Annotated in this window: 17 protein-coding genes, 1 tRNA gene and 1 pseudogene; 12 read left to right on the plus strand and 7 right to left on the minus strand. The window is 57.3% G+C overall.

Going from position 1 to position 20,982, the window contains the following annotated elements; genetic code table 11:
• Nucleotides 1–69: 69 nt before the first annotated feature.
• The 3 genes and pseudogenes from D9K61_RS03030 to D9K61_RS03040 all read right to left on the minus strand — a co-directional run.
• Nucleotides 70–332: pseudogene (locus tag D9K61_RS03030) on the minus strand (transposase); the annotation flags it as partial.
• Between the two features lie 159 nt (nt 333–491).
• Nucleotides 492–3,110: an ATP-dependent chaperone ClpB gene (clpB, locus tag D9K61_RS03035; RefSeq protein WP_120631762.1), complete on the minus strand. Its 2,619-nt coding sequence runs from the start codon at nt 3,108–3,110 to the stop codon at nt 492–494.
• A 128-nt stretch (nt 3,111–3,238) separates the two neighbouring features.
• The gene (locus tag D9K61_RS03040) at nt 3,239–3,556 is read right to left on the minus strand and encodes a hypothetical protein (protein WP_120631763.1); all 318 of its coding nucleotides are present in this window, start codon (nt 3,554–3,556) and stop codon (nt 3,239–3,241) included.
• A gap of 140 nt (nt 3,557–3,696) precedes the next feature.
• Here D9K61_RS03040 and pyrF point away from each other — a divergent pair, with 140 nt between their 5' ends.
• Complete coding sequence (gene pyrF, locus D9K61_RS03045) at nt 3,697–4,401, plus strand: orotidine-5'-phosphate decarboxylase (protein ID WP_120631764.1); 705 nt, start codon at nt 3,697–3,699, stop codon at nt 4,399–4,401.
• A 353-nt stretch (nt 4,402–4,754) separates the two neighbouring features.
• Complete coding sequence (locus D9K61_RS03050) at nt 4,755–6,008, plus strand: DNA polymerase IV (RefSeq protein ID WP_120631765.1); 1,254 nt, start codon at nt 4,755–4,757, stop codon at nt 6,006–6,008.
• Between the two features lie 3 nt (nt 6,009–6,011).
• Here the strand turns inward: D9K61_RS03050 and D9K61_RS03055 are convergent, their stop codons facing one another.
• Nucleotides 6,012–6,872 carry an N-formylglutamate amidohydrolase gene (locus D9K61_RS03055; RefSeq protein WP_120631766.1) on the minus strand — a complete coding sequence of 287 codons (861 nt, stop codon included), beginning with the start codon at nt 6,870–6,872 and terminating at the stop codon, nt 6,012–6,014.
• Between the two features lie 148 nt (nt 6,873–7,020).
• Here D9K61_RS03055 and D9K61_RS03060 point away from each other — a divergent pair.
• From D9K61_RS03060 to D9K61_RS03085, 6 genes are all read left to right on the plus strand, one after another.
• Nucleotides 7,021–7,095 (plus strand) — tRNA-Val (locus tag D9K61_RS03060).
• 89 nt (nt 7,096–7,184) lie between these two features.
• Nucleotides 7,185–7,310: a type B 50S ribosomal protein L36 gene (gene ykgO, locus D9K61_RS03065; RefSeq protein ID WP_008755722.1), complete on the plus strand. Its 126-nt coding sequence runs from the start codon at nt 7,185–7,187 to the stop codon at nt 7,308–7,310.
• Nucleotides 7,311–7,438: 128 nt separating this feature from the next.
• Complete coding sequence (locus D9K61_RS03070; RefSeq protein WP_120631767.1) at nt 7,439–7,855, plus strand: VOC family protein; 417 nt, start codon at nt 7,439–7,441, stop codon at nt 7,853–7,855.
• Nucleotides 7,856–8,005: 150 nt separating this feature from the next.
• Complete coding sequence (locus D9K61_RS03075) at nt 8,006–9,022, plus strand: Fe(3+) ABC transporter substrate-binding protein (protein ID WP_120631818.1); 1,017 nt, start codon at nt 8,006–8,008, stop codon at nt 9,020–9,022.
• A gap of 119 nt (nt 9,023–9,141) precedes the next feature.
• Nucleotides 9,142–9,696, plus strand: coding sequence for a helix-turn-helix transcriptional regulator (locus tag D9K61_RS03080; RefSeq protein ID WP_120631768.1), 555 nt, complete (start codon nt 9,142–9,144; stop codon nt 9,694–9,696).
• The gene (locus tag D9K61_RS03085) at nt 9,693–10,220 is read left to right on the plus strand and encodes a GNAT family N-acetyltransferase (RefSeq protein WP_120631769.1); all 528 of its coding nucleotides are present in this window, start codon (nt 9,693–9,695) and stop codon (nt 10,218–10,220) included. The genes D9K61_RS03080 and D9K61_RS03085 overlap by 4 nt, the downstream gene beginning before the upstream one ends.
• 31 nt (nt 10,221–10,251) lie before the next feature.
• Here the strand turns inward: D9K61_RS03085 and D9K61_RS03090 are convergent, their stop codons facing one another.
• A complete protein-coding gene (locus D9K61_RS03090; RefSeq protein WP_120631770.1) occupies nt 10,252–11,052 on the minus strand; it encodes a phenylalanine 4-monooxygenase in 801 nt (266 codons plus the stop codon).
• A gap of 119 nt (nt 11,053–11,171) precedes the next feature.
• Between D9K61_RS03090 and D9K61_RS03095 the strand changes: the two genes are divergently transcribed.
• The 4 genes from D9K61_RS03095 (at nt 11,172) to D9K61_RS03110 (ending at nt 17,127) form a co-directional block, all read left to right on the plus strand.
• Nucleotides 11,172–11,630, plus strand: a complete 459-nt coding sequence (locus D9K61_RS03095; protein WP_120631771.1) for an Lrp/AsnC family transcriptional regulator — start codon at nt 11,172–11,174, stop codon at nt 11,628–11,630.
• Nucleotides 11,631–11,760: 130 nt separating this feature from the next.
• Complete coding sequence (locus D9K61_RS03100; RefSeq protein WP_120631772.1) at nt 11,761–12,327, plus strand: ImuA family protein; 567 nt, start codon at nt 11,761–11,763, stop codon at nt 12,325–12,327.
• Nucleotides 12,269–13,747 carry a DNA polymerase Y family protein gene (locus tag D9K61_RS03105; RefSeq protein ID WP_120631773.1) on the plus strand — a complete coding sequence of 493 codons (1,479 nt, stop codon included), beginning with the start codon at nt 12,269–12,271 and terminating at the stop codon, nt 13,745–13,747. Before D9K61_RS03100 ends, D9K61_RS03105 begins: the two co-directional genes overlap by 59 nt.
• A complete protein-coding gene (locus D9K61_RS03110) occupies nt 13,744–17,127 on the plus strand; it encodes an error-prone DNA polymerase (RefSeq protein WP_120631774.1) in 3,384 nt (1,127 codons plus the stop codon). The genes D9K61_RS03105 and D9K61_RS03110 overlap by 4 nt, the downstream gene beginning before the upstream one ends.
• A gap of 101 nt (nt 17,128–17,228) precedes the next feature.
• Here the strand turns inward: D9K61_RS03110 and D9K61_RS03115 are convergent, their stop codons facing one another.
• A complete protein-coding gene (locus D9K61_RS03115) occupies nt 17,229–18,503 on the minus strand; it encodes an NADH:flavin oxidoreductase/NADH oxidase family protein (protein WP_120631775.1) in 1,275 nt (424 codons plus the stop codon).
• 80 nt (nt 18,504–18,583) lie between these two features.
• A complete protein-coding gene (locus tag D9K61_RS03120) occupies nt 18,584–20,977 on the minus strand; it encodes a 1-deoxy-D-xylulose-5-phosphate synthase N-terminal domain-containing protein (protein WP_120631776.1) in 2,394 nt (797 codons plus the stop codon).
• Nucleotides 20,978–20,982 lie beyond the last annotated feature (5 nt).

A 20,982-nucleotide genomic window follows, 5' to 3' on the forward strand; every position in this document is an offset into this window, starting at 1 on the left:
GAGCGTCCGCGGCATCCGAGCGAACCTCAATTCTGGTTTTGGTGTTAACCCATGGATAGAAGCCGCTAGGATGAACACGTACCTCACTTTGCACCTCTGGCGAAGTACGCGGTGGCCTTTCTTAAGGTGTCACGCTGCTCGGTGACGCGGGCCAGTTCTCTCTTAAGCCTTCTGACCTCGGCATCTTGGTCCGTATACCTCCGTGGCGTCGCAAACTGGGCCATCCAAGTGTACAGAGATTTGGTGCTCATCCCGAGCCGTTCGGCCACATCTTTGACCGAATAACCCCGCTCCGTGACCTGCGCGCCCGCGTCGGTCTTGAACTCATCTGACTAGCGAATTTGGCCCGACATCCGTGTCTTCCTTTGCTTCCAAAGTTACCAGGCAAAGCGTCTACAAATCTAGGGGCACCTCAGTTAGCCGTCACCCTTGATAGTCGCCCACATAAAAGACCCGCCTGGTGGACGGGTCTTTTAGAATTCAGGCTGTGATCAATGCACGACAGCATCGTCCGGACGCGGTCGCTCGGATGTGCCCAATCGATCGCCGATGATCAGACCTTCGGGTCCGGCTGTGACTGGCACCGTCTCGCCATCCTTGATCTCACCAGCCAGCAGCGCCTCGGCCAGCGGGTTTTGCAAGGCGCGCTGGATCACGCGTTTCAGCGGTCGCGCACCGAAGACCGGGTCATAGCCTTCGTCGGCCAGCCATTCTTTGGCAGCGCCATCCAGGACCAGCTCGATCTTGCGAGCGGCCAGGCGTTTCTGCAAACGCGCCATCTGGATATCGACAATGCCATCCATATCGCCCCGCTTGAGCCGGTCGAAGATGATCGTCTCATCCAGACGGTTCAGGAACTCGGGCCGGAAATGCGCTCGGACTGCGTCCATCACATCCCGCCGCGCCTGCGCGCTGTCGGCGCCCTCGGGCAACTGGCTGAGCGCCTGTGAGCCAAGGTTCGACGTCAAGATGATCAGCGTCTGTTTGAAGTCTACAGTGCGGCCCTGACCATCGGTCAGAACGCCATCATCCAAGACCTGCAAAAGTACGTTGAACACATCCGGGTGCGCTTTTTCGACCTCATCGAACAGCACCACCTGATAGGGCCTGCGCCGCACGGCTTCGGTCAAAACACCGCCTTCGTCATATCCGACATAACCCGGAGGAGCACCGATCAGACGGGCGACTGCGTGTTTCTCCATGAACTCGGACATATCGATGCGCACCATCGCGTTGTCGTCATCAAACAGGAAATTCGCCACGGCCTTGGTCAGCTCGGTCTTACCCACGCCAGTGGGCCCGAGGAACAGGAACGACCCCAGCGGACGGCCTTCGTCGTTCAGACCGGCGCGCGCACGGCGTACGGCGTTGGAAACGGCAGTGACCGCCGCATCCTGACCGATGACGCGCCCATGCAGATCGTCTTCCATCCGCAGCAGTTTCTCGCGTTCGCCTTCCAGCATTTTCGAGGTCGGAATACCCGTCCAGCGTTCCACAACGCTGGCGATCTGTTCCGGACGCACCGTTTCCTCGGCCATCATCTGGCTGCTTTCGGCGTTTTCGGCCTCGGTCAGCTTTTTCTCAAGCTCGGGGATGACGCCATATGACAGCTCCCCTGCTTTGGCGAGGTTGCCTTCACGCTTGGCGATCTCAAGATCAGCGCGCGCCTTGTCGAGTTGTTCCTTCAGATCGCGGGCGCCGGCAAGTTTGTCGCGTTCGGCCTGCCATTGCGCAGTCATCTCAGCAGATTTCTCCTGCAGATCGGCCAGATCCTTTTGCAAGGTTTCCAGTCGATCCTTCGAGGCCGCGTCATCTTCCAGCTTTAACGCTTCTTCCTCGATCTGCATCTGTAGAATCTGGCGATCCAGTTGATCGAGCTCTTCGGGCTTACTGTCCACTTCCATCCGCAGGCGGGCCGATGCCTCATCGACAAGGTCGATGGCTTTGTCGGGAAGGAAGCGGTCGGTGATGTAGCGATGCGACAAGGTCGCCGCCGACACCAAAGCCGAGTCCGAGATGCGCACACCATGGTGTAGCTCGTACTTTTCCTTGATGCCGCGCAGGATGCTGATCGTGTCCTCAACTGTCGGTTCCTGCACCACAACGGGTTGGAACCGGCGTGCAAGGGCCGCGTCTTTTTCGACGTATTTACGGTACTCATCCAGCGTGGTCGCGCCGATACAATGCAGCTCACCCCGGGCAAGCGCGGGCTTGATCAGGTTGGCGGCGTCCATCGCACCATCGGATTTACCGGCGCCGACCAGCGTGTGCATTTCATCAATGAACAGGATGATCTCACCGGCGGCCTCGGTGACTTCGGTCAGAACCGCCTTGAGGCGTTCCTCGAACTCACCGCGATACTTCGCACCGGCAATCAGCGCACCCATGTCCAGCGCGAGCAGCTTCTTGTCCTTCAGCGATTCCGGCACGTCACCGTTTATGATGCGCAGGGCCATGCCCTCGGCAATCGCGGTTTTACCGACGCCGGGCTCGCCGATCAGAACCGGATTGTTCTTGGTGCGGCGCGACAGGACCTGCATCGAGCGGCGAATTTCTTCATCCCGCCCGATGATCGGATCGATTTTACCCTCAGCCGCAGCCTCGGTCAGATCGCGCGCGTATTTCTTGAGCGCGTCATAGCCTTCTTCCGCCGACGCGGTATCCGCAGTGCGACCCTTGCGGATGTCATTGATCGCCTCATTGAGTTTCTGGGCAGAGACCGCACCAGCATCCAGCGCCTCTTTGGCTTTGGATTTCACCATGCACAGCGCCATCAACACCCGTTCGACCGGCACAAAGCTGTCACCCGCCTTGGTGGCGATTTTCGTGGCCTCGTCCAGAACTTTGGCGGTCTGGCCGTCCATGTAGATCTGGCTGGCATCGCCGCTGACCTTTGGGATTTTGCTCATCGCCGCATCCAGCGCCTCGACCACCCGGCTGGGCGCGCCACCAGCGCGGGTGATCAGGTTGCTGGCCAGCCCCTGATCATCATCCATCAATGCTTTCAAAATATGCTCGGGTGCCAGTCTCTGGTGCCCTTCGCGCAGCGCAATCGTTTGCGCCGCCTGCACGAATCCCCGTGCCCGCTCGGTGAACTTGTTTAAGTCCATAGCTATTCTCCTTTTCAAAGCGCCCTATGTGCGAAGCGCCCGCTTGGCAGCGCGCTTCTGTCTGGGCCTCACATTCAATCTGGGAAATATCTTGGCCGGTTCAAGAGGCTAGGACACAGAATCCGGCCCTATTCGCGCTGTATCGTATAGACCGTGTAGCCACCGGTTTCAGCCACCTGCACCGCACCCTGTGCATCCACCAACGATTGCGCCGCAGCGCTGCCTGTTGGGCACGAGACAAGATCTGCGGTGTGATCAAGGAAATTGCCTGTAATTGCTGTCTCGCCCGTCAGCTGGCACCAATCATCCTCGGACCGATAACCACCTACAAGGCGCAGGTCGTCGTTTGTAGGTGCGGGGGCAGCGCCTGTGTCCGACGTGCCGGTTGGCGTTTCGTCACAAGCAGCCAATGCCAGCACTGCACCCAGCAAAACCAGTATCTTCATATCCTGTCCCTTTTAAGCTTTTTGCTTTGAATTGGCACCACCATAGCACAGTTTCAAATCCGTGGCGGCAACCAACCCGCATGGACACAAGCGCCTGAACCCGCTAGGACGCAGACGTTTGCCAAAAAGGAGCGTGCCCCATGTCCGATGACCGTCTGATCGTTGCCCTTGATGTTCCCAACGCCCTGCAAGGGCTGGCCATGGCCGAACGGTTGGGTGACACCGTATCGTTCTACAAGATCGGGCTGGGCATGCTGACCGGCGGGGGCTTGGCGTTGGCCAATGAACTGAAACAGGATCACGGCAAGCGCATCTTTCTGGACATGAAACTGTTCGACATTGGCAACACCGTCGAAAACGCCGTGCGCGGGTTGGCGCAGTTTGATCTGGATTTCCTGACCGTACATGGCGACCCGCACGTGGTGCGCGCAGCAAAAGAGGGCGCCTCGGGCAAGGACCTGAAAATACTGGCAGTCACCATCCTGACGTCGCTGAACCGCGATGATCTGGATGCCAGCCTGTTGAAACCGGGCGACGTTCAGGATCTTGTTGTCGAACGTGCGGCCAAAGCGCTCAAGGCCGGGGCAGATGGCGTGATTGCCAGCCCGCAAGAGGCCGCTTTGATCCGCGCCCTTCCGCAGGCCGAGGGTCGCCTGATTGTCACCCCTGGCGTGCGGCCGACAGGCGCGGCTTTGGGTGACCAGAAACGCGTGGCAACCCCTGCCAGTGCCATCGGAGACGGGGCAGATCACATCGTTGTCGGGCGCCCGATCTATCAGGCGGACGACCCCAGAGCGGCGGCACAGGCGGTTCTTAATGAGCTAAATTCTTTGACACGGCACTGAACGCGTCTGGGAATCACCGGGCCAAAAGACCGGGAAACATCCACGAAATCTTGACGTTACGTCAATTTCAAGCAATTCATGCGGGATTTCCCCTGTGCCCCAAAATACACATGAGAATCCCAAGTTTTAAGGTCGCGCCGCTTGAACCTATCTAAATATAGAGAATTACGGGATTCTAGGAGCGAGACACTCCCCAACGAACCGTTTCTTCCTGAGGTTCGTTACTTTCCCCCCGCCTACTTGCGGGGGGTTTTCTTTCTGAGCAGTTTGGCAGATTTGCAGGACCTTTGATCACTGGAAATCAGTGGTATAAGGAACTGCCAGAACTATCCGCGGAACGTGTGAGAACGCAGATGCCCGGTCTTTGCCGAGATTGCCTGACCTCTTTGACAGACGAACGGCGCTGCTCGTCCTGCGGCAGCCCTCGCGTTACATCGCATGTCGAACTGTTTGACCTGTCAATCGCCCATATGGATTGTGACGCCTTCTACGCCTCGGTCGAAAAGCGTGACAATCCCGACCTGGTGGACAAAGCGGTTATTATCGGGGGCGGCAAACGGGGCGTCGTTTCCACAGCCTGCTATGTGGCAAGGATTCGAGGCGTGCGGTCGGCCATGCCGATGTTCAAGGCCTTGCAGCTTTGCCCCGACGCCGTGGTGATCAAACCGCGCATATCGGTCTATGCCGAAGTGTCACGCGATATCCGAGCGATGATGAATGAGTTGACCCCGGATGTGGAGCCGCTGTCGCTGGACGAGGCTTTCATGGATTTGTCCGGGACCAAGCGCCTGCATGGTGCACCGCCTGCGATTATGCTGGCGCATTTGGTCAAGCGAATGAAGAATGAGTTGGGGCTTACCGGGTCGATCGGGCTGAGTCACAACAAGTTTTTGGCCAAGGTCGCGTCCGACCTCGACAAACCACGCGGATTCTCGGTGATCGGCGAGGCCGAGACGGCGGAGTTTCTGCATGACAAGCCGGTGAGGCTGATCTGGGGGATTGGTCCGGCCGCGCAGGAATCTCTTGAGCGCGCCGGAATTCGGGCCTTTTCTGATTTACTGCGCTGGGATCAGGAGGCGCTGACCGCCCGCTTCGGATCCATGGGCTATCGACTGTGGCATTTGGCGCGCGGGCAAGACCAACGCCGCGTCTCTGCGCATGAGCCGATGAAGTCGATCAGCAACGAGACGACATTCTTCGAGGACACAGCAAGTCTGGACATTCTGGACGGCCACATCTGGCGCATGGCTCTGAAAGTTTCAGACCGGGCCAAGGCCAAAGGGTTGGCAGGCCGGGTTGTCACGCTGAAGCTGAAGAAGGCCAATCACAAAACCCTGACGCGCCGCGTGTCTTTGCGGGATGCAACCCAGATCGCGGACCGGATCTACCGAACAGCACGGGGCTTGTTTGATCAGGTCGGTGATCAAGGGCCTTACCGTTTGTTGGGGTGTGGCTTGTCAGACTTATGCTCAGCCGACCAAGCCGATATCTCAGGTGATTTGCTTGACCCTGACGCCGTCCGCAGGTCGCAAGCCGAACGGGCCACGGATGAGATACGCCAGAAATTCGGGACAGATGCCATCGTGAAGGGGCGCGCACTACGGTGAAGTCTACTCGGCCGCCAGTCGCATCGGTCGCGCGCCGATGTTGGCGATTTCTGCGATCACTTGCCTTAGAACATCCGAAACTTCTTTGAAGTTGGCGTTGGGAGCGATCTTTTCCTCATCCATGTAAAGTGCGCGGTCGATCTCGATCTGAACCGCATGCTGATGGCGCGCTGGACGCCCGTAGGTTTGCGTGACGTAAGCGCCCGCAAATGGCGCATTTCGCGCCACATTGAGACCCGCTGCAGCAAAGGCGGATTCGATCCGATCAACAATTTCACCCGAGGCTGACGCGCCAAACCGGTCCCCAAGTACAATCTCGGGTCGTTTGCTGCGCGCGGTGCTGGCCATCGCCACCGCCTCATGTGGCATAGAGTGGCAATCGACCAAGATCGCCTGACCGAATTTACTGTGCGACTCGGCCAGCAGCGATTTGAGACGCGCGTGATAAGGCCGCCAATATGTGTCGATCCGCAACCGCGCCTCATCCATGGTCAGCTTGCCCCGGTAAATGGCCCGCCCGTTCGCCACAACACGTGGGATCACACCCAACCCCGACGCGACTCGTGGGTTATGCCCATGTCTGCGAGCGCCGCTGATCAAGGCCGGGTCCAACTCATCCGCGCTGCGGTTCAGGTCCAGATAGGCCCGGGGCATGGCAGCTTTGATCAATGGTGCACCAAACTCGGCGGCTGATCCGAACAACAGGTCAACAAACGCATCTTCCGAGGAACGAATCACATTGTGATTCAAAACGGAACGCTTCAGAAGCGCTTCGGGATAGTCCCGCCCGCTGTGTGGCGAGGAAAAAACCGCACAAGAGCTGCGGATTTCGGGCATATCCAATACAAAGGCTGCGTTCTGCATGATCCCTCCATGTTCGCATTGAACATAGACCGGAAAATAGTTCTGCCAAACCCCTTGAACCCCTAAGCGACTCCTTTTATAGACCCCGCTACCGGCGCGGGTATCCGCGCCCCATTTCGTTGTGGGGCAGGGTTCGCAAAGGTTTCGTGGGCGGTTAGCTCAGCGGTAGAGCACTTCGTTGACATCGAAGGGGTCACAAGTTCGATCCTTGTACCGCCCACCATCTGTTCACTGTTCCGGGTTTCCGGGACACCCGCAAACCCAGGCGCTGGCCACGTCCTTGATGAAGGCGCCGCAAATAGGAGACAGACCATGAAGGTCAAGAACTCGCTCCGCTCGCTCAAGAACCGGCATCGTGATTGCCGGATTGTGCGTCGCAAAGGCCGCGTCTATGTGATCAACAAGACGCAGCGCAAGTTCAAAGCTCGCCAGGGCTAAGAACTGCACAAATCTATTTAGAAGAACCGCGCCGTTGAGCGCGGTTTTTTGCGTTGGCTTGTATGCTGGCCTAACATAAAGCAGAAATCTCGTCGCAATGACCAAAACGCGGGAAAGGAACAGGCGGTATGATTGCCTATGTCACCGTCGGTGCTGATGACATCGACCGCGCGAAACGGTTTTACTCGGCGTTCCTGCCTGCCCTTGATTATGGGCTGAAAGAGGGCCCTGAGGGCTTAAGTTACGCGCTTCCCGTTGCGCCGGGTCAATCGCCCATTCTGCCGGATTTCTACGTCAAGCCAACTTTCGATGGGCGGCCGGCTTCGGTTGGCAACGGCGCTATGGTCGCGTTTGAGGTGCGCAATCAAAAACAGGTTCGTGACCTTCATGCCGCCGCGCTTGCCGCTGGTGGCACTGACGAGGGCCAGCCGGGGTTCCGCGATTCGTATGGACCTTATTTTTATGTTGGCTACCTTCGCGACCCTCAAGGCAACAAGATCGCATTGTTCTCCAGCGATCCAAACGAACCCGGACGTGACGGGTAGCTCAATTGCTTTGACCAAAGTTTCTGTTCGAATGTGACAAATTGGCTGACTAAATCTGTCAGATTTTCTTGCATCCACCTCAGAATCGTTTAATTGACCAAATCAGTCGGATTATACCCCGCCACGAGATTTACTATGTTGGGAGACATCATGCTGAAATCCTCGACCTGTATTGCGGCTGCTTTGACAGCCGTCATCGCCACTTCGGCGGCTGCCGAAGGTGAGCTTAACCTTTACTCCTCGCGTCACTACGACACGGATGAGCGCCTGTATTCGGATTTCGAAGACGCGACTGGCATCAAGATCAACCGCATCGAAGGTAAGGCCGACGAGTTGATTGCGCGAATGGAAGCAGAAGGCGCGAATTCGCCCGCAGACATTCTGCTGACAGTCGATACCTCGCGTCTGGAACGCGCCAAAAACGCAGGCGTTCTGCAGTCGGTCGACAGCGCCGTTCTTGAAGAGCGTATTCCGTCGAACCTGCAAGACAGCGACAACGAATGGTTCGGCTTCTCTCAGCGTGCGCGGATCCTGTTTTACGATAAGAACGACGTGAGCGAGCCGCCTCAGACCTATGCCGAACTGGCTGACCCCAAGTACAAGGGAATGGTCTGCATCCGCTCGAGCTCCAACGTGTACAGCCAGACGATCCTGGCAGCTATCATCGAACATGCTGGCGCCGACGCGGCCAAAGAATGGGCCGAGGGTGTGGTTGCGAACTTTGCCCGTGATCCGCAGGGCGGCGACACCGACCAGCTGCGCGGCATCGTGTCCGGCGAGTGCGACATCTCGATGTCGAACACCTACTACTTTGCCCGCGCTATCCGCAAAGACGTCGACGGTGTTTCTGCTGACCGTGAGATGATCGGCTGGATCTTCCCGGATCAAGGTGGCAACGGTGCACATGTAAACCTATCCGGTGGCGGTGTAGCAGCGCATGCCCCGAACAAAGAAAACGCGATCATGTTCCTGGAGTATCTGGCGAGCGATCAGGCGCAACAGTACTTCTCGGCTGGTAACGATGAATACCCGACGGTTGAGGGCGTCGCCCTGTCCGAGTCGGTTGCCGCTCTGGGTGACTACCAGGCCGATAATGTTGATCTTTCGGCTGTTGCGAAGAACGTTCCCCAGGCTCAGAAAATCTTCAATGAGGTTGACTGGAAGTAATTCCGCCCAGAAAAGCGAGTAGACAGGGGGTGCAGATTTTTCTGCACCCTTTTCTTGTTGCATGATTATATATTTTGGTTACTTTTCTCATATTCGGACCTTATTCGCGGATATGATCTATGCTGGATGACCTCTCAAATAGACTTGCAAGCCGCCTGAGCGAACTGCGTAAGGCCCGCGGTTGGTCCTTAGATCAATTGGCAGAACACAGCGGCATCAGCAGGGCGACCCTGTCTCGAATGGAAAAGGGTGACGTCAGCCCAACTGCAGAAAGCCTCGGGCGGTTGTGCGCGGCATATGGCTTGCCGATGTCACGTCTGTTGATGATGGTTGAAGATAGTTTTGACCCAAAAGTCCCCTTTGATCGACAGGCTGAATGGCGTGATCCCGAAACGGGTTTTACCCGGCGCTCGGTCTCTCCACCCTCGGTCGGACTGACCGGAGAGGTACTGGAATGTCACTTGCCTCGAGGCACTGATATCACCTACGAGACACCGCCTAAACCGGGGCAGGAACATCACCTGATTGTGTTGGACGGCATGTTGACCCTGACGGTCGACAATACAGCGCATGTGCTGTCTGGTGGTGACTGCCTGCGCTATCACCTGTCGGGGCCGACGCGTTTTGAAACAGGCGCAACACGTGGCGCGCGCTATGTTCTGGTACTGATATGATCACGCGGCTGACCGAGAATTACTTCGTAGATGCGCTGGATGATCTAACGGATATCTTGCACGCCTGCGTGCATACCGGTGCCAGCATCGGGTTCATACTCCCCTTCTTGCCTGATGATGCCCGAGCCTATTGGACAACGCGCGTACAGCCCGACCTGAGCTCAGGTGGTCTGGATCTGTTTGTCGCTTACGGCGAAGGCCGCGTTTTGGGAACTGTTCAATTGATTCCTGCGGCCATGCCTAACCAACCGCATCGCGCGGATGTGGCGAAGCTGCTTGTTCATCCGGATGCCAGGCGGCGTGGACTCGGGCGCACTTTGATGCATGCGCTTGAAAACCGCGCATCAGAACTTGGAAGAAATGTGCTGGTGCTGGACACGCGCAGCTCGGATCCTTCGCGGCTTTTGTATCAAAGTCTGGGTTTTCAGATCGCCGGTGAAGTCCCGAAGTATTGCCGTAACCCATTTGAAGACAGGTTGGAGCCAACGACGTTTATGTACAAAGACCTGAGTCAGAACGCCTGAAAGCAGGCGCCAATTGTCGCGTAGTCACGTGTTATTCTGCAGCAGTGACCTTCTCGGGAAATTTGTTTGGCAACAGGCCCAGTTTGCGAGCATGCCGGACATCAGCCAGCAGATCACGTTCCGCTGCTGCAAAAAGGTCCTCAGGATCGTTCAGAACAAAATAACCCATCTGGTGCATATCGATACGGTATGGGGTGCGCAGGATAGTCAGGATATCAAACGGGTCCCGGTCCGGCGTATCGCTTGTGACTGCGTAAACCAATTCGGTTGGTGAAGATGCAAGCCCTGATCCCAGTGCTTTGATCTCACCATCCTGACGACGCAATCCAAATTCGATCGAGAACCAATAAAGCCGGATCAACCAGGCATAATCCGCCATATCCGCCCGGATCCCGGCTTGCCCGATGGCGTGGCTGAAGGCAGCAAAGCGGGGATCGCTGAGCAAGGGTGTGTGCCCGAAAATCTCATGAAAGATATCGGGCTCTTCAATATAGTCGAAATCCTCGCGCGAACGGATAAAGGACGCAGCTGGAAAAACGCGGTCCGCCAGCATGCCAAAGAAGGTCTTGAATCCGATCAGTGCGGGAACCGGCTGAACGCGCCATCCGGTCAGATCCAGCAAGCGTTCAGAAATATCAGCACAAGACGGAACGGAGGTTTTCGGCAGGTCCAACCGCATCAGCCCGTCAAGATATTCGCGCGCCATGTATTGCTGCACATTCCCTTCCTGTGCTGCATAAAGATCGGCCCAGACAGCGTCTTCCTCGGCTGTGTAATCGATGTGGCCGCGCCCATCGGCGACTTTGGCTGCATATTTGGTCGATTTAGGCATTGGACTCCTCCCGTTGGACGACAGAATACCCGCTGATCATCGGCACATACCATTTGAATGTGGGGGGAATCGAGCTAACTTGGAGAATATGTTCCGATTTTGAGGGTATCTAGAAACAAATGCTTCAAACCGCTGATATAACCATCCTCCGCGAGATGCAAATCAGTGGCCGCTTGTCAATGCAAGAGCTCGCCGAGCGCACGGGTCTTTCCGCGTCGCAGTGTTGGCGGCGCGTTCGGGATCTTGAGGCATCGGGCGTAGTGTCTGGCTATCGTGCGCAAGTGGCCGCAAAAGCCGTTGGTTTGAATGCGATTGCGTATGTTCATGTTGCTCTGCAGGATCATCAGGAAAAAAGCATCTCGGATTTCCTGCGCCTCGTTGAGACTGAACCACAGATCGTTGAATGCGCTTCGATCACCGGAGATCATGATTTCGTTCTTAAGATTTATGCCAAGACCCCAGAGGATCTGGAGGTGTTTATCATGCAGCGCCTGCTGAAATCCGGTCTCGTCCGTGACACACGCAGTAACTTTGTCCTGCGGCAAACCAAAACGCGGGGGCCTTTGCCCATTCTTTGACCGGCCAGAAGTTTACGGTTTCGAAACCACGCGATCCCGGCATGAGCGGTTGAACTTGGGGTGTTGGCGTTTTGCGGGCCTTGGCGTGACAACATTTTCCAATATTGTGATCGGATGCTAAAGCATAGAAATGTACAATCTTGATCCGCGTATCTTTCCATCTCGTAAAGCCCGCACGCATGAGGTTTGCGGACCTGGCGCAGACGTATTCGCCTTCACACTCGCTGCCCGGATTCGCGGCGATGTTATGTGGGTACAAGAGCGGTGGGAGCCGAGCCAGATTAACCCGAACGGGTTTGTCGAGTTCATTGATTCTGCGTCCCTGACGCTGTGTAACACCAAGGACCAGACTGAAACCTTGGCCGTCGCTGAAGAAGCTTTGCGTTCGGGAGCCATCTCGTTGGTAGTGATGCATCTGACGAAATCCCTGGGTCTGACCGAGGGGCGGCGTTTGCAGCTTGCGGCGCGTGATGGAAAATCTACCGGGTTGGCGATTATCCCTGATGGTATGGGCAGCAATTCGGCTGAAACCCGTTGGCGGTGTGCGCCTGTGTTTGATTCCAGATTCATCTCTCAGGACTCGACTCTGCAAAAGTGGGAACTTATAAAGAACAAATCAGGAACATTAGGTGTCTGGCATGTTCGATGGGATCCAGCGTCGCGTCGTCTCATTGTGGTTTCCCCGACTGGCAAGTGACCAGATTCTGCGGCGCTGCCCGTCGGGTGCTCCCTTTGCGCTGACGCTGAAACAAAGCAACATCAATCGGCTTTATTGCCTTAACGCCCAGGCCACGCAGCAGGGTTTGCATCCTGGCATGCCCTATTCCGATGCCCGCGCTTTTTGTCCCAACTTGCAAACGGCGCCGGTTGATCTGCTGCAAGGCCAGCGGTTTTTGCAGATCCTGTGCCGTTGGGCCACGCGGTACTGTCCTTGGGTGGGGCTGGAAGGTCGTGATGGGCTAGTGCTGGATATCAGCGGCTCCGCCCATCTCTTTGGTGGCGAAAAAGGAATGCTGAGTGATATGCGCACCCGCCTGACGCGCGCGGGTCTGTCGGTGCAGATCGGCTTGGCTGACACGCGCGCCGCGGCCTGGGCTTTGGCGCATCATGGTGAAGGGCTTGCGTCACCCGGTGATATGTTATCCGCGCTGCAGAACCTCCCCGTTGCGGCCTTGCAGCTGGATGAGAAAACCTCAACGGCTTTGACCCGATTGGGGCTGCGCAAGATTGGCGATCTTGTTGCGGCGCCGCGTGCTCCGTTGACCCGCCGTTTTGGACCAGATGTGCTGAGACGGCTGGATCAGGCTGTGGGACAGCAGCCGGAAGGCATCACGCCCCTGGCTGACCCGCCCCATTACGCGGTGCGCATGACGCTGCCAGAGCCTATTGGCCTCATCAGCGATGTGATGGCAGGTACAGAGCGATTGCTGACCCAGCTTTGCGCCAAATTGAAAGCGCAGGAAATGGGCGCGCGAGGGCTGACAATTACATTGCGCCGGGTGGATCAGGATCATCAAGAGGTTGAGCTGCGTCTGGCACGCCCTTTGCGGGACCCTCATCGCATTCTACCGCTGTTTGAGCGAGGGTTGACCGGGGTGGATGCAGGCTTTGGCATCGACCAACTGCGGCTTGAGGCAACGCAGGTTGAGGCCTTGCCAGCCCAGCAACTCACCCATGTTTCAGCGGCGCAGAAGGGTCATTTGGAGGACCTCATCACCCGGATCGGCACAAGGATCGGGCTGATGAATATCCAACGTTTCCTGCCCGCTGACAGTCATATTCCAGAGCGCAGCTTTATCATTGCACCTGCCGCCTATTCAGACCCTGCCAGCGGCTGGGCCTGCGCAAACCCACGCCCGCTGCGCCTGTTCCCGCCTGAGCCGATTATGGCCACGAAACCACATCCGCCAGAACGGTTTCGCTGGCGACGTATGTCGTTGACCACGGCGCGCGCCACGGGTCCTGAACGTATTGCTCCCGAATGGTGGTTGGAAGATGACAACTGGCGTTCTGGCCTGCGCGATTACTGGCGTGTGGAAACCACACAGGGGCGGCGGCTCTGGTTGTTTTACACGCCGCAAAGCCCTGGGTGGTTCGTGCAGGGAGAATTTGCATGATCGAGGTCAATCGCACTCATCGTCCGGTCGAGGCCTTTCGCCGGGATTTGCTCGACATGCGGATGCAGGGGCAAGACTATGCCGAACTTTGCGTCACCAGTAATTTCACCTTTCTGACCGGCGCCTCACACCCTGAAGAACTGATCGTACGGGCTGCAGAGTTGGGGCTATCCGCGATTGCTATCACGGATCGCAATTCACTGGCGGGAGTGGTACGAGCCTGGACCGCGCTCAAGGAGTTACGGCGAGACACTGCCGAGGCTTTGAAAATCCGTTCTCAACAGCGTGTGGATGCCTCCTCTCGGCAAAAGATTGAATCGGGAGAAGCCATTGCACATACCCCTTTCGCAACATTGCCCAGACTAATCGTTGGGTGCCGCCTGGTCTTGCGTGACAGTTCGGTGGAATGGATCGCCTTACCCCGCGATCGGGTGGCATATCAACGCCTGACCCGCCTTCTGACCGCTGGTAAGCGCAGGGCGGAAAAGGGTGATTGTGAGCTTTACAGCAAGGACATGATACCCGCTTGCAAGGGGATGATTTTAATTGCTCTGCCGCAACAGGGATTGAAAGAATCCGTGCCGGATATCCAGCGGCTGCAGCGGCGCTTTCCCAATCATGTCTTTCTCGGGGCCGCCCCTCGTTATGACGGCAGCGATCAGGCTTATCTGGCGGCTTGCGCAATGGCTGCGCAAAAGGCCGGCGCCCCGATGGTCGCGGTTGGCGATGTGCTGATGCATCACGCAGGCCGCAGACGGCTGGCCGATGTTTTGACCTGTATGCGCGACCATATCACCATCGACCAGATCGGCACGCGTGCGCTGCCCAATGCCGAACACCGGATCAAGTCAGGTCAGGATATGGCGCGGCTGTTTCGCAACCATCTGGGCGCAATACGCCGTACATTGGAGATCACCGATAAATGCAGCTTTGACTTGGGCGAACTTTCCTATGAATACCCCCATGAAGACACCGAGGAAGAAACCCCGCAAGCCCGTCTGGAACGGCTGGCCCGAGAAGGTCTGACACGACGCTATCCCGATGGCCCGCCCTCTAAAGTCACCCATCTGTTGAAAAAAGAGCTGGCCGTGGTCAAGGAATTGGATTTCCCAGCCTATTTCCTGACCGTCCACGATATTGTGCAATACGCCAGATCTCAGGGCATTTTATGCCAGGGGCGCGGATCCGCTGCGAATTCAATCCTTTGCTATCTTTTAGGCATCACCGATGTCAGCCCGGATATGATCTCGATGGTATTTGAGCGGTTTGTCTCAAAGTACCGCGGCGAGCCACCGGATATTGACGTCGATTTCGAACATGAGCGGCGCGAAGAGGTGATCCAGTGGATTTACAAGAAATACGGTCGTCACCGCGCCGGGCTTTGTGCAACCGTCATTCACTTTCGCACACGGGCCGCCATTCGTGAGGTGGGTAAGGTCATGGGCCTGTCTCAGGATGTGACCGCCGGTCTGTCAGGGCAAATCTGGGGAATGAGCAATGGCGGGATTGATCTTGATCGCATCCGCGAGATTGGCCTTAACCCCGAAGACCGCCGCCTTATGCAAACCATCCAGCTTATTGGCGAGGTCATCGGCTTTCCCCGACACCTGTCGCAGCATGTAGGAGGTTTTGTCATCACACGCGGACGTCTGGATGAACTGTCGCCGATTTCCAATGCTGCGATGGAAGATCGCACTGTCATCGAATGGGATAAGGATGACATTGATGCACTCGGTATCCTGAAAGTCGATGTCCTGGGGCTCGGCATGCTGAGCTGTGTGCAAAAAGCCTTTGCCCTGATGCAGGAACACGACGGGCGCAGCCTTAGTATCGCTACGGTTCCGCAGGAAGATAAACCCACCTATGATATGCTTTGCGTTGCCGATGCGGTAGGGGTGTTTCAGGTTGAGAGCCGTGCCCAGATGAACTTTCTGCCCCGAATGAAACCCCGAACATTCTACGATCTGGTGATCGAAGTCGCCATCGTGCGCCCCGGTCCGATCCAGGGCGGCATGGTGCAGCCCTATATCAAACGCCGTCAGGGTCTGGAGCAGCCTGAACCCTTTGGCCCCACACTTGAAAATGTCACAAAACGCACGCTTGGCGTACCACTGTTTCAGGAACAGGCCATGCAGATCGCTGTGGTGGGGGCGGGGTTTTCCGCCGAAGAGGCCGATCACCTGCGCCGATCGCTCGCCTCATTCCGGCGCATGGGCACCATCGGAGCTTTTGAGGAGAAATTCATCAATGGAATGCTGCGGAATGGCTATGATCTGGACGTCGCCAAACGCTGCTTCTCCCAGATCCAGGGCTTTGCCGATTACGGTTTTCCCGAAAGCCACGCCGCCGCCTTTGCAATGCTCGCCTATGTCTCGGCCTGGCTGAAATGCCATCACCCGGCGATCTTTGCCTGTGCGCTTCTCAACTCTCAGCCTATGGGGTTTTATGCCCCCGCCCAGATCGTACGCGATGCGCGCGAACATAGCGTTGAAATACGCCCCATATGCGTGAACCATTCAGAATGGGACAATACTCTTGAGCGCCGCCCCGATGGCGCGTTGGCTTTGCGGTTGGGATTCCGCCAGATCAAGGGTTTCAAAGAAGAAGATGCGGGCTGGATCGTTGCCGCACGGGGCAATGGGTATCGCGATCCAGAGGCGCTGTGGCTGCGGGCAGGCCTGCGCCCCGATGTGCTGACACGGCTGGCCGAAGCGGATGCGTTCTCTGACATGGACCTCACGCGTCGCGATGCTTTGTGGCGGGTCAAAGCCATCCGCAGCGAAAAACCGCTGCCGCTTTTTAACGACCCGATTGACGGGGAAAGCATCAATGAACCGCAGATCACCCTGCCCACCATGCATTTGGGCGAAGAAGTTGTTGAGGATTATGTTTCCACCCGCCTTTCCCTGCGCGCCCATCCAATGGAATTGCTACGCCCCGGCATTACGGGCCTTACGCCTCACAACGCACTCAAGGATGTGCCTCTGGGACAGCATACGGTCTGCGGGCTTGTCATCACCCGCCAACGCCCCGGCACAGCGTCCGGGGTGATTTTCCTGACGCTTGAGGATGAAACCGGGGTCAGCAATGTCGTCGTCTGGCCCAAAGTATATGAGCGTTTCCGACGCATCGTGATGGGCGCGCGGCTCCTGCATGTTCGGGGTTATCTACAACGCGAAGGCATTGTCGTGCATCTGATTGCTCAGGAGATTTCCGACATGTCCTATAAGCTCTTTGACCTGGGTCACCCGTTACCAGAGGCTCTGACCACCGAAGGTCCGCGTGCGGATGACACCCCAAAGGCATCCCGCTACCCCGCCCGCGCCATGCACCCGCGCGATCAAGCCAAGCGACTGTTTCCAAGCCGGGATTTTCACTAGGCAGACATCCATGCAAACCGCAGAATCCGCTTGCATGGGCTCTCCGAACCCGCACGTGCCGACTTGCACGAATAGCTGCTTCTGTACTGTTGAGTTTCTGGTTAACCGCAAAGCACCGGCGCTTGGCCTCTGGCGCCCAGATCGGCCTTGAGGGCGTCGGCGGCCTTGTGCTGTTTCGTTATCTCGCCTCGCTTCTGAACCAGCCCCTGTATTGCGCGCTCCGCGTCGCGCGCTTCATATTCGGCAATTGCATCATTGATATCCCGCTCAATCAGACTCTCTTGATCTTCACCAAGATCCGTCATCCGCATCGTAAACCAAGCCGTCATTCCTCCTGGCGGAAGGGTGGCGAACCGAGGAAAGGCAGGGTCGCCTTTGCCCTCCTGCCACGACAAAGGCAGCGATGGATCAAGGACGAAACCCCGCGCGAGGCCAACCGCATCCACATCACCCTGAATGATCGCCGCCTCAGCCTCGTCATAATGCTTGAACCCTCCGGTGATCATGAGGGGGGTCGTGGTCAACTTGCGGGCGGCACCGGCGAATTCAAGAAAATACGGACCTTTGGATGCACGCTCGGAACTTGATGGGGCGCCGGGGAAGTAGGTTCCACCGCTGATGTCCAGCAAGTCAACGCCTTTGCCCTCAAGTCCCGCTACAACTTTGAGCGCATCGTCTTCTGTTAGCCCACCGTCAAGCTGGTCAGTGGCATTCAGTTTGACGGCAACTACAAAATCAGTCGGCACGGCGGCACGAACAGCCTCGACCGTCTCGATCAGCAGCCGCATCCGTGCATGGATCGAACCACCATAAGCATCCGTCCGGTGGTTGAAGAGAGGGGACAGGAACTGGCTTAAGAGAAACCCATGAGCAGCATGGATCTGGACGCCTCCAAACCCCAACTCAGCCGCACGCCGTGCCGTTTGGGCAAAAGAATCAGGAATGTTCCTAATCTCGGCCAGAGACATGGCTTCGCTGTGAAAATCAGGAAAGCCGATGGCGCTTGGTCCCCTGGGCGTGCTGATCGGCAGGTGGGACAATGCCCCGGCGTGGCCAAGTTGCAACCAGAGCTGCGCCCCGTTTTCTGACCCGCGCTGCGCCAGATCACGGAACGCCGCAGTGTCGGCCCCTTGGTCTAGCACCAGATTGCCCGGTTTTTCAGGGTACCATGGGTCGCCTTGCACTTCTCCGATGATCGACGCTGCCAAACCACCGTCGGCCCAGCGTTCATATAACCGTATCTGTCTGGCGGTCGGATTGCCATGTCCATCCGCCAGTGAATCCGACATGGCCGATTTGATGATCCGGTTTTTTAACACACGTCCGTTCGGTAGGGTGAGTTGCGTGAAAAGCAAACTATTCGAAGTTGTGTGCAAGTCAGTTCTCCCTGGGTTTTCAATCTCAACCTGAGATATTTTGGATAGTTTTCTGCGATAACCGTTGTTTGAGAATGGTTTTAAGGTCTGACAAGACCAATGTCTCGTTGGAACATCTGTTTCCCGACCGTCAGTCCGTTCACTTTCTCGACGATGGCGTCGGCATCAATACAATGATGGCGATAGAGATCGCCGATGGTGCCGGTCTGACCAAAATGTTCGACGCCCATCGGGATGGTTTGATGCCCATTCACGGCGCCCAACCAAGAAAGCGTTGCCGGATGCCCGTCAATGACGGTGACCAGTTTGCAGTGCGGCGCAAGGTCCGACATCAGCGTTTCGATATGGGATCGTGCAGCCTGGTTGCCGCGCGAGCGCGCGCGTTGCGCGGCGGTCCAACCAGCGTTCAACCGATCAGCCGAGGTGACGGAAAGAACACCGATGTCTCGCCGGCCTTCGCCAATCAGTCCGGCGGCCCTGATGGCCTCGGGTGCAACGGCACCTTGATAGGCGATTGCAACTTCGCAATTGGGCCCGGGCCTGCGCAGCCAATAGGCTCCGTCGATAGCGCCCTGACGGAATTCATCGTCAATGCGCTTGCCCGGCTGCTCGATCGGGTTGGTGGTCAGGCGCAGATAAACCGAACCGCCGGTTTCATCTCGCAGCCACGTGCGTTCGTCTGGTTGCCCCTCGCCGTCGCGCTGCAGATAATCGAAGGCCCACTCCATGATCACCGCCAATTCATCGGCGAAAGCAGGTTCAAAGGCGGCCAGCCCGTCCTGACTCATTCCAATCAACGGGCTGCCGACGGATTGGTGTGCGCCGCCTTCCGGAGCCAGCGTCACCCCTGAAGGTGTACCTACCAGCATGAACCGCGCATCCTGATAGCAAGCGTAGTTCAGCGCATCGAGCCCGCGGCACACAAAAGGGTCATACACTGTGCCAATCGGGATCAACCGTTTGCCGAAAAGAGAATGTGACAGCCCTGCTGCGCCCAGAAGCAGCATCAGGTTCATTTCGGCGATGCCAAGCTCGATATGCTGCCCCGTAGGGGTGAACTCCCATTTTGCAGTTGATGGGATGCGGTGCTCGATGAAAGCGTCGGCTTGTTCGGAGCGGGAAAACAACTTGCATCGGTTGACCCAGGGGCCAAGGCTGGTCGTACCGGTCACGTCGGGCGACGTGGTCACGATGCGTTCGGCCAGTTGGCTGTCTCCCTTGGACAGATCATCCAAGATTCTGCCGAAAGCCATCTGGGTCGAAATCTCGCGGCTTGTGTCTATCCCGATGGATGGAACAGCCAGCTTGTCATCAAGATAGCGCCGCGGACCTTTGGCGAAAAAGGGTACTTGCGACAGGAAACGTTTGAACGCCACTGGATCACCCAGGGTCGCAAACAGCTCCCACTCCTCACCTTCGGGTACACCCATATGGGCCTGCCAATCGGAAAATTGGCTGCTGTTCATCAACCCACCGTGGTTGTCCTTGTGGCCCGCGATGGGCGTGCCCCATCCTTTGACCGTGTAGGCCAGAAAACATGTAGGGCGGTCGTGGTCGATGGCTGCGAATGTCTGGGCCATGGTCTCGACGCAGTTGCCGCCAAGGTTTTCCATCAAGGCTGCCAGTTCTGCGTCCGTGCGCCGCTCAATAAGGGCTGTAACGTCCCCTTGATCACCCAGATCATCCATAAGCCGTTGGCGCCAGACCGCGCCACCCATGAAAGTCAGCGCTGAATATTCCTGGTTGGGGCAGGCGTCGATCCAGGCGCGCAGGCGGTCCCCCCCGGGTTCCTCGAATGCCGCGCGTTGCAGGACACCGTGTTTTACGCGTACAACGTCCCAGCCGAAGGCGTCAAAGATCTTTTCGATCCGCTCAAACAACCCCTCGCGCACGATGCCATCCAGTGACTGTCTGTTGTAATCGATGATCCACCATGTGTTGCGCAGGTCGTTCTTCCACCCTTCCTGCAAAGCTTCGTAGATATTGCCTTCGTCCAGCTCGGCATCACCGACCAATGCCACCATGCGCCCCATCGGGGCGTCCGCTGCCCAGCTTTTGGCGTTGATGTAATCCTGAATGATCGAAGCAAACGAGGTGATCGCAACGCCCAGCCCCACCGACCCGGTCGAGAAATCCACGTCGTCAATATCCTTGGTGCGGCTGGGATAGCTTTGCACGCCGCCGAACCCACGAAAGTTCTCCATCTTGTCGCGGGTCTGATTGCCCATGAGATATTGCATGGCATGAAAGATCGGTGACGCGTGGGGTTTGACCGCGACCCGATCCTCGGGGCGCAGGGCCGAGAAATAGAGCGCGGTCATGATCGATACCATCGACGCTGAAGACGCCTGATGCCCGCCGACCTTGATCCCGTCCACCTTGGGCCGGACATGGTTGGCATGGTGGATCATCCAATGCGACAACCACAGTAGACGTTGCTCGACGATCTTCAGTTGGGTGGGATCAGGCTGCATGTCAG

This window comes from Ruegeria sp. EL01 (assembly GCF_900313035.1).
Classification (GTDB): Bacteria; Pseudomonadota; Alphaproteobacteria; order Rhodobacterales; family Rhodobacteraceae; genus Ruegeria.

What these genes read in the sequence shown, in the direction of transcription:
- clpB (WP_120631762.1), bottom strand. Translation starts at nt 3,110, where the DNA reads ATGGACTTAAACAAGTTCACCGAGCGGGCACGGGGATTCGTGCAGGCG.
- D9K61_RS03040 (WP_120631763.1), bottom strand. Translation starts at nt 3,556, where the DNA reads ATGAAGATACTGGTTTTGCTGGGTGCAGTGCTGGCATTGGCTGCTTGT.
- pyrF (WP_120631764.1), top strand. Translation starts at nt 3,697, where the DNA reads ATGTCCGATGACCGTCTGATCGTTGCCCTTGATGTTCCCAACGCCCTG.
- D9K61_RS03050 (WP_120631765.1), top strand. Translation starts at nt 4,755, where the DNA reads ATGCCCGGTCTTTGCCGAGATTGCCTGACCTCTTTGACAGACGAACGG.
- D9K61_RS03055 (WP_120631766.1), bottom strand. Translation starts at nt 6,872, where the DNA reads ATGCAGAACGCAGCCTTTGTATTGGATATGCCCGAAATCCGCAGCTCT.
- ykgO (WP_008755722.1), top strand. Translation starts at nt 7,185, where the DNA reads ATGAAGGTCAAGAACTCGCTCCGCTCGCTCAAGAACCGGCATCGTGAT.
- D9K61_RS03070 (WP_120631767.1), top strand. Translation starts at nt 7,439, where the DNA reads ATGATTGCCTATGTCACCGTCGGTGCTGATGACATCGACCGCGCGAAA.
- D9K61_RS03075 (WP_120631818.1), top strand. Translation starts at nt 8,006, where the DNA reads ATGCTGAAATCCTCGACCTGTATTGCGGCTGCTTTGACAGCCGTCATC.
- D9K61_RS03080 (WP_120631768.1), top strand. Translation starts at nt 9,142, where the DNA reads ATGCTGGATGACCTCTCAAATAGACTTGCAAGCCGCCTGAGCGAACTG.
- D9K61_RS03085 (WP_120631769.1), top strand. Translation starts at nt 9,693, where the DNA reads ATGATCACGCGGCTGACCGAGAATTACTTCGTAGATGCGCTGGATGAT.
- D9K61_RS03090 (WP_120631770.1), bottom strand. Translation starts at nt 11,052, where the DNA reads ATGCCTAAATCGACCAAATATGCAGCCAAAGTCGCCGATGGGCGCGGC.
- D9K61_RS03095 (WP_120631771.1), top strand. Translation starts at nt 11,172, where the DNA reads ATGCTTCAAACCGCTGATATAACCATCCTCCGCGAGATGCAAATCAGT.
- D9K61_RS03100 (WP_120631772.1), top strand. Translation starts at nt 11,761, where the DNA reads ATGTACAATCTTGATCCGCGTATCTTTCCATCTCGTAAAGCCCGCACG.
- D9K61_RS03105 (WP_120631773.1), top strand. Translation starts at nt 12,269, where the DNA reads ATGTTCGATGGGATCCAGCGTCGCGTCGTCTCATTGTGGTTTCCCCGA.
- D9K61_RS03110 (WP_120631774.1), top strand. Translation starts at nt 13,744, where the DNA reads ATGATCGAGGTCAATCGCACTCATCGTCCGGTCGAGGCCTTTCGCCGG.
- D9K61_RS03120 (WP_120631776.1), bottom strand. Translation starts at nt 20,977, where the DNA reads ATGCAGCCTGATCCCACCCAACTGAAGATCGTCGAGCAACGTCTACTG.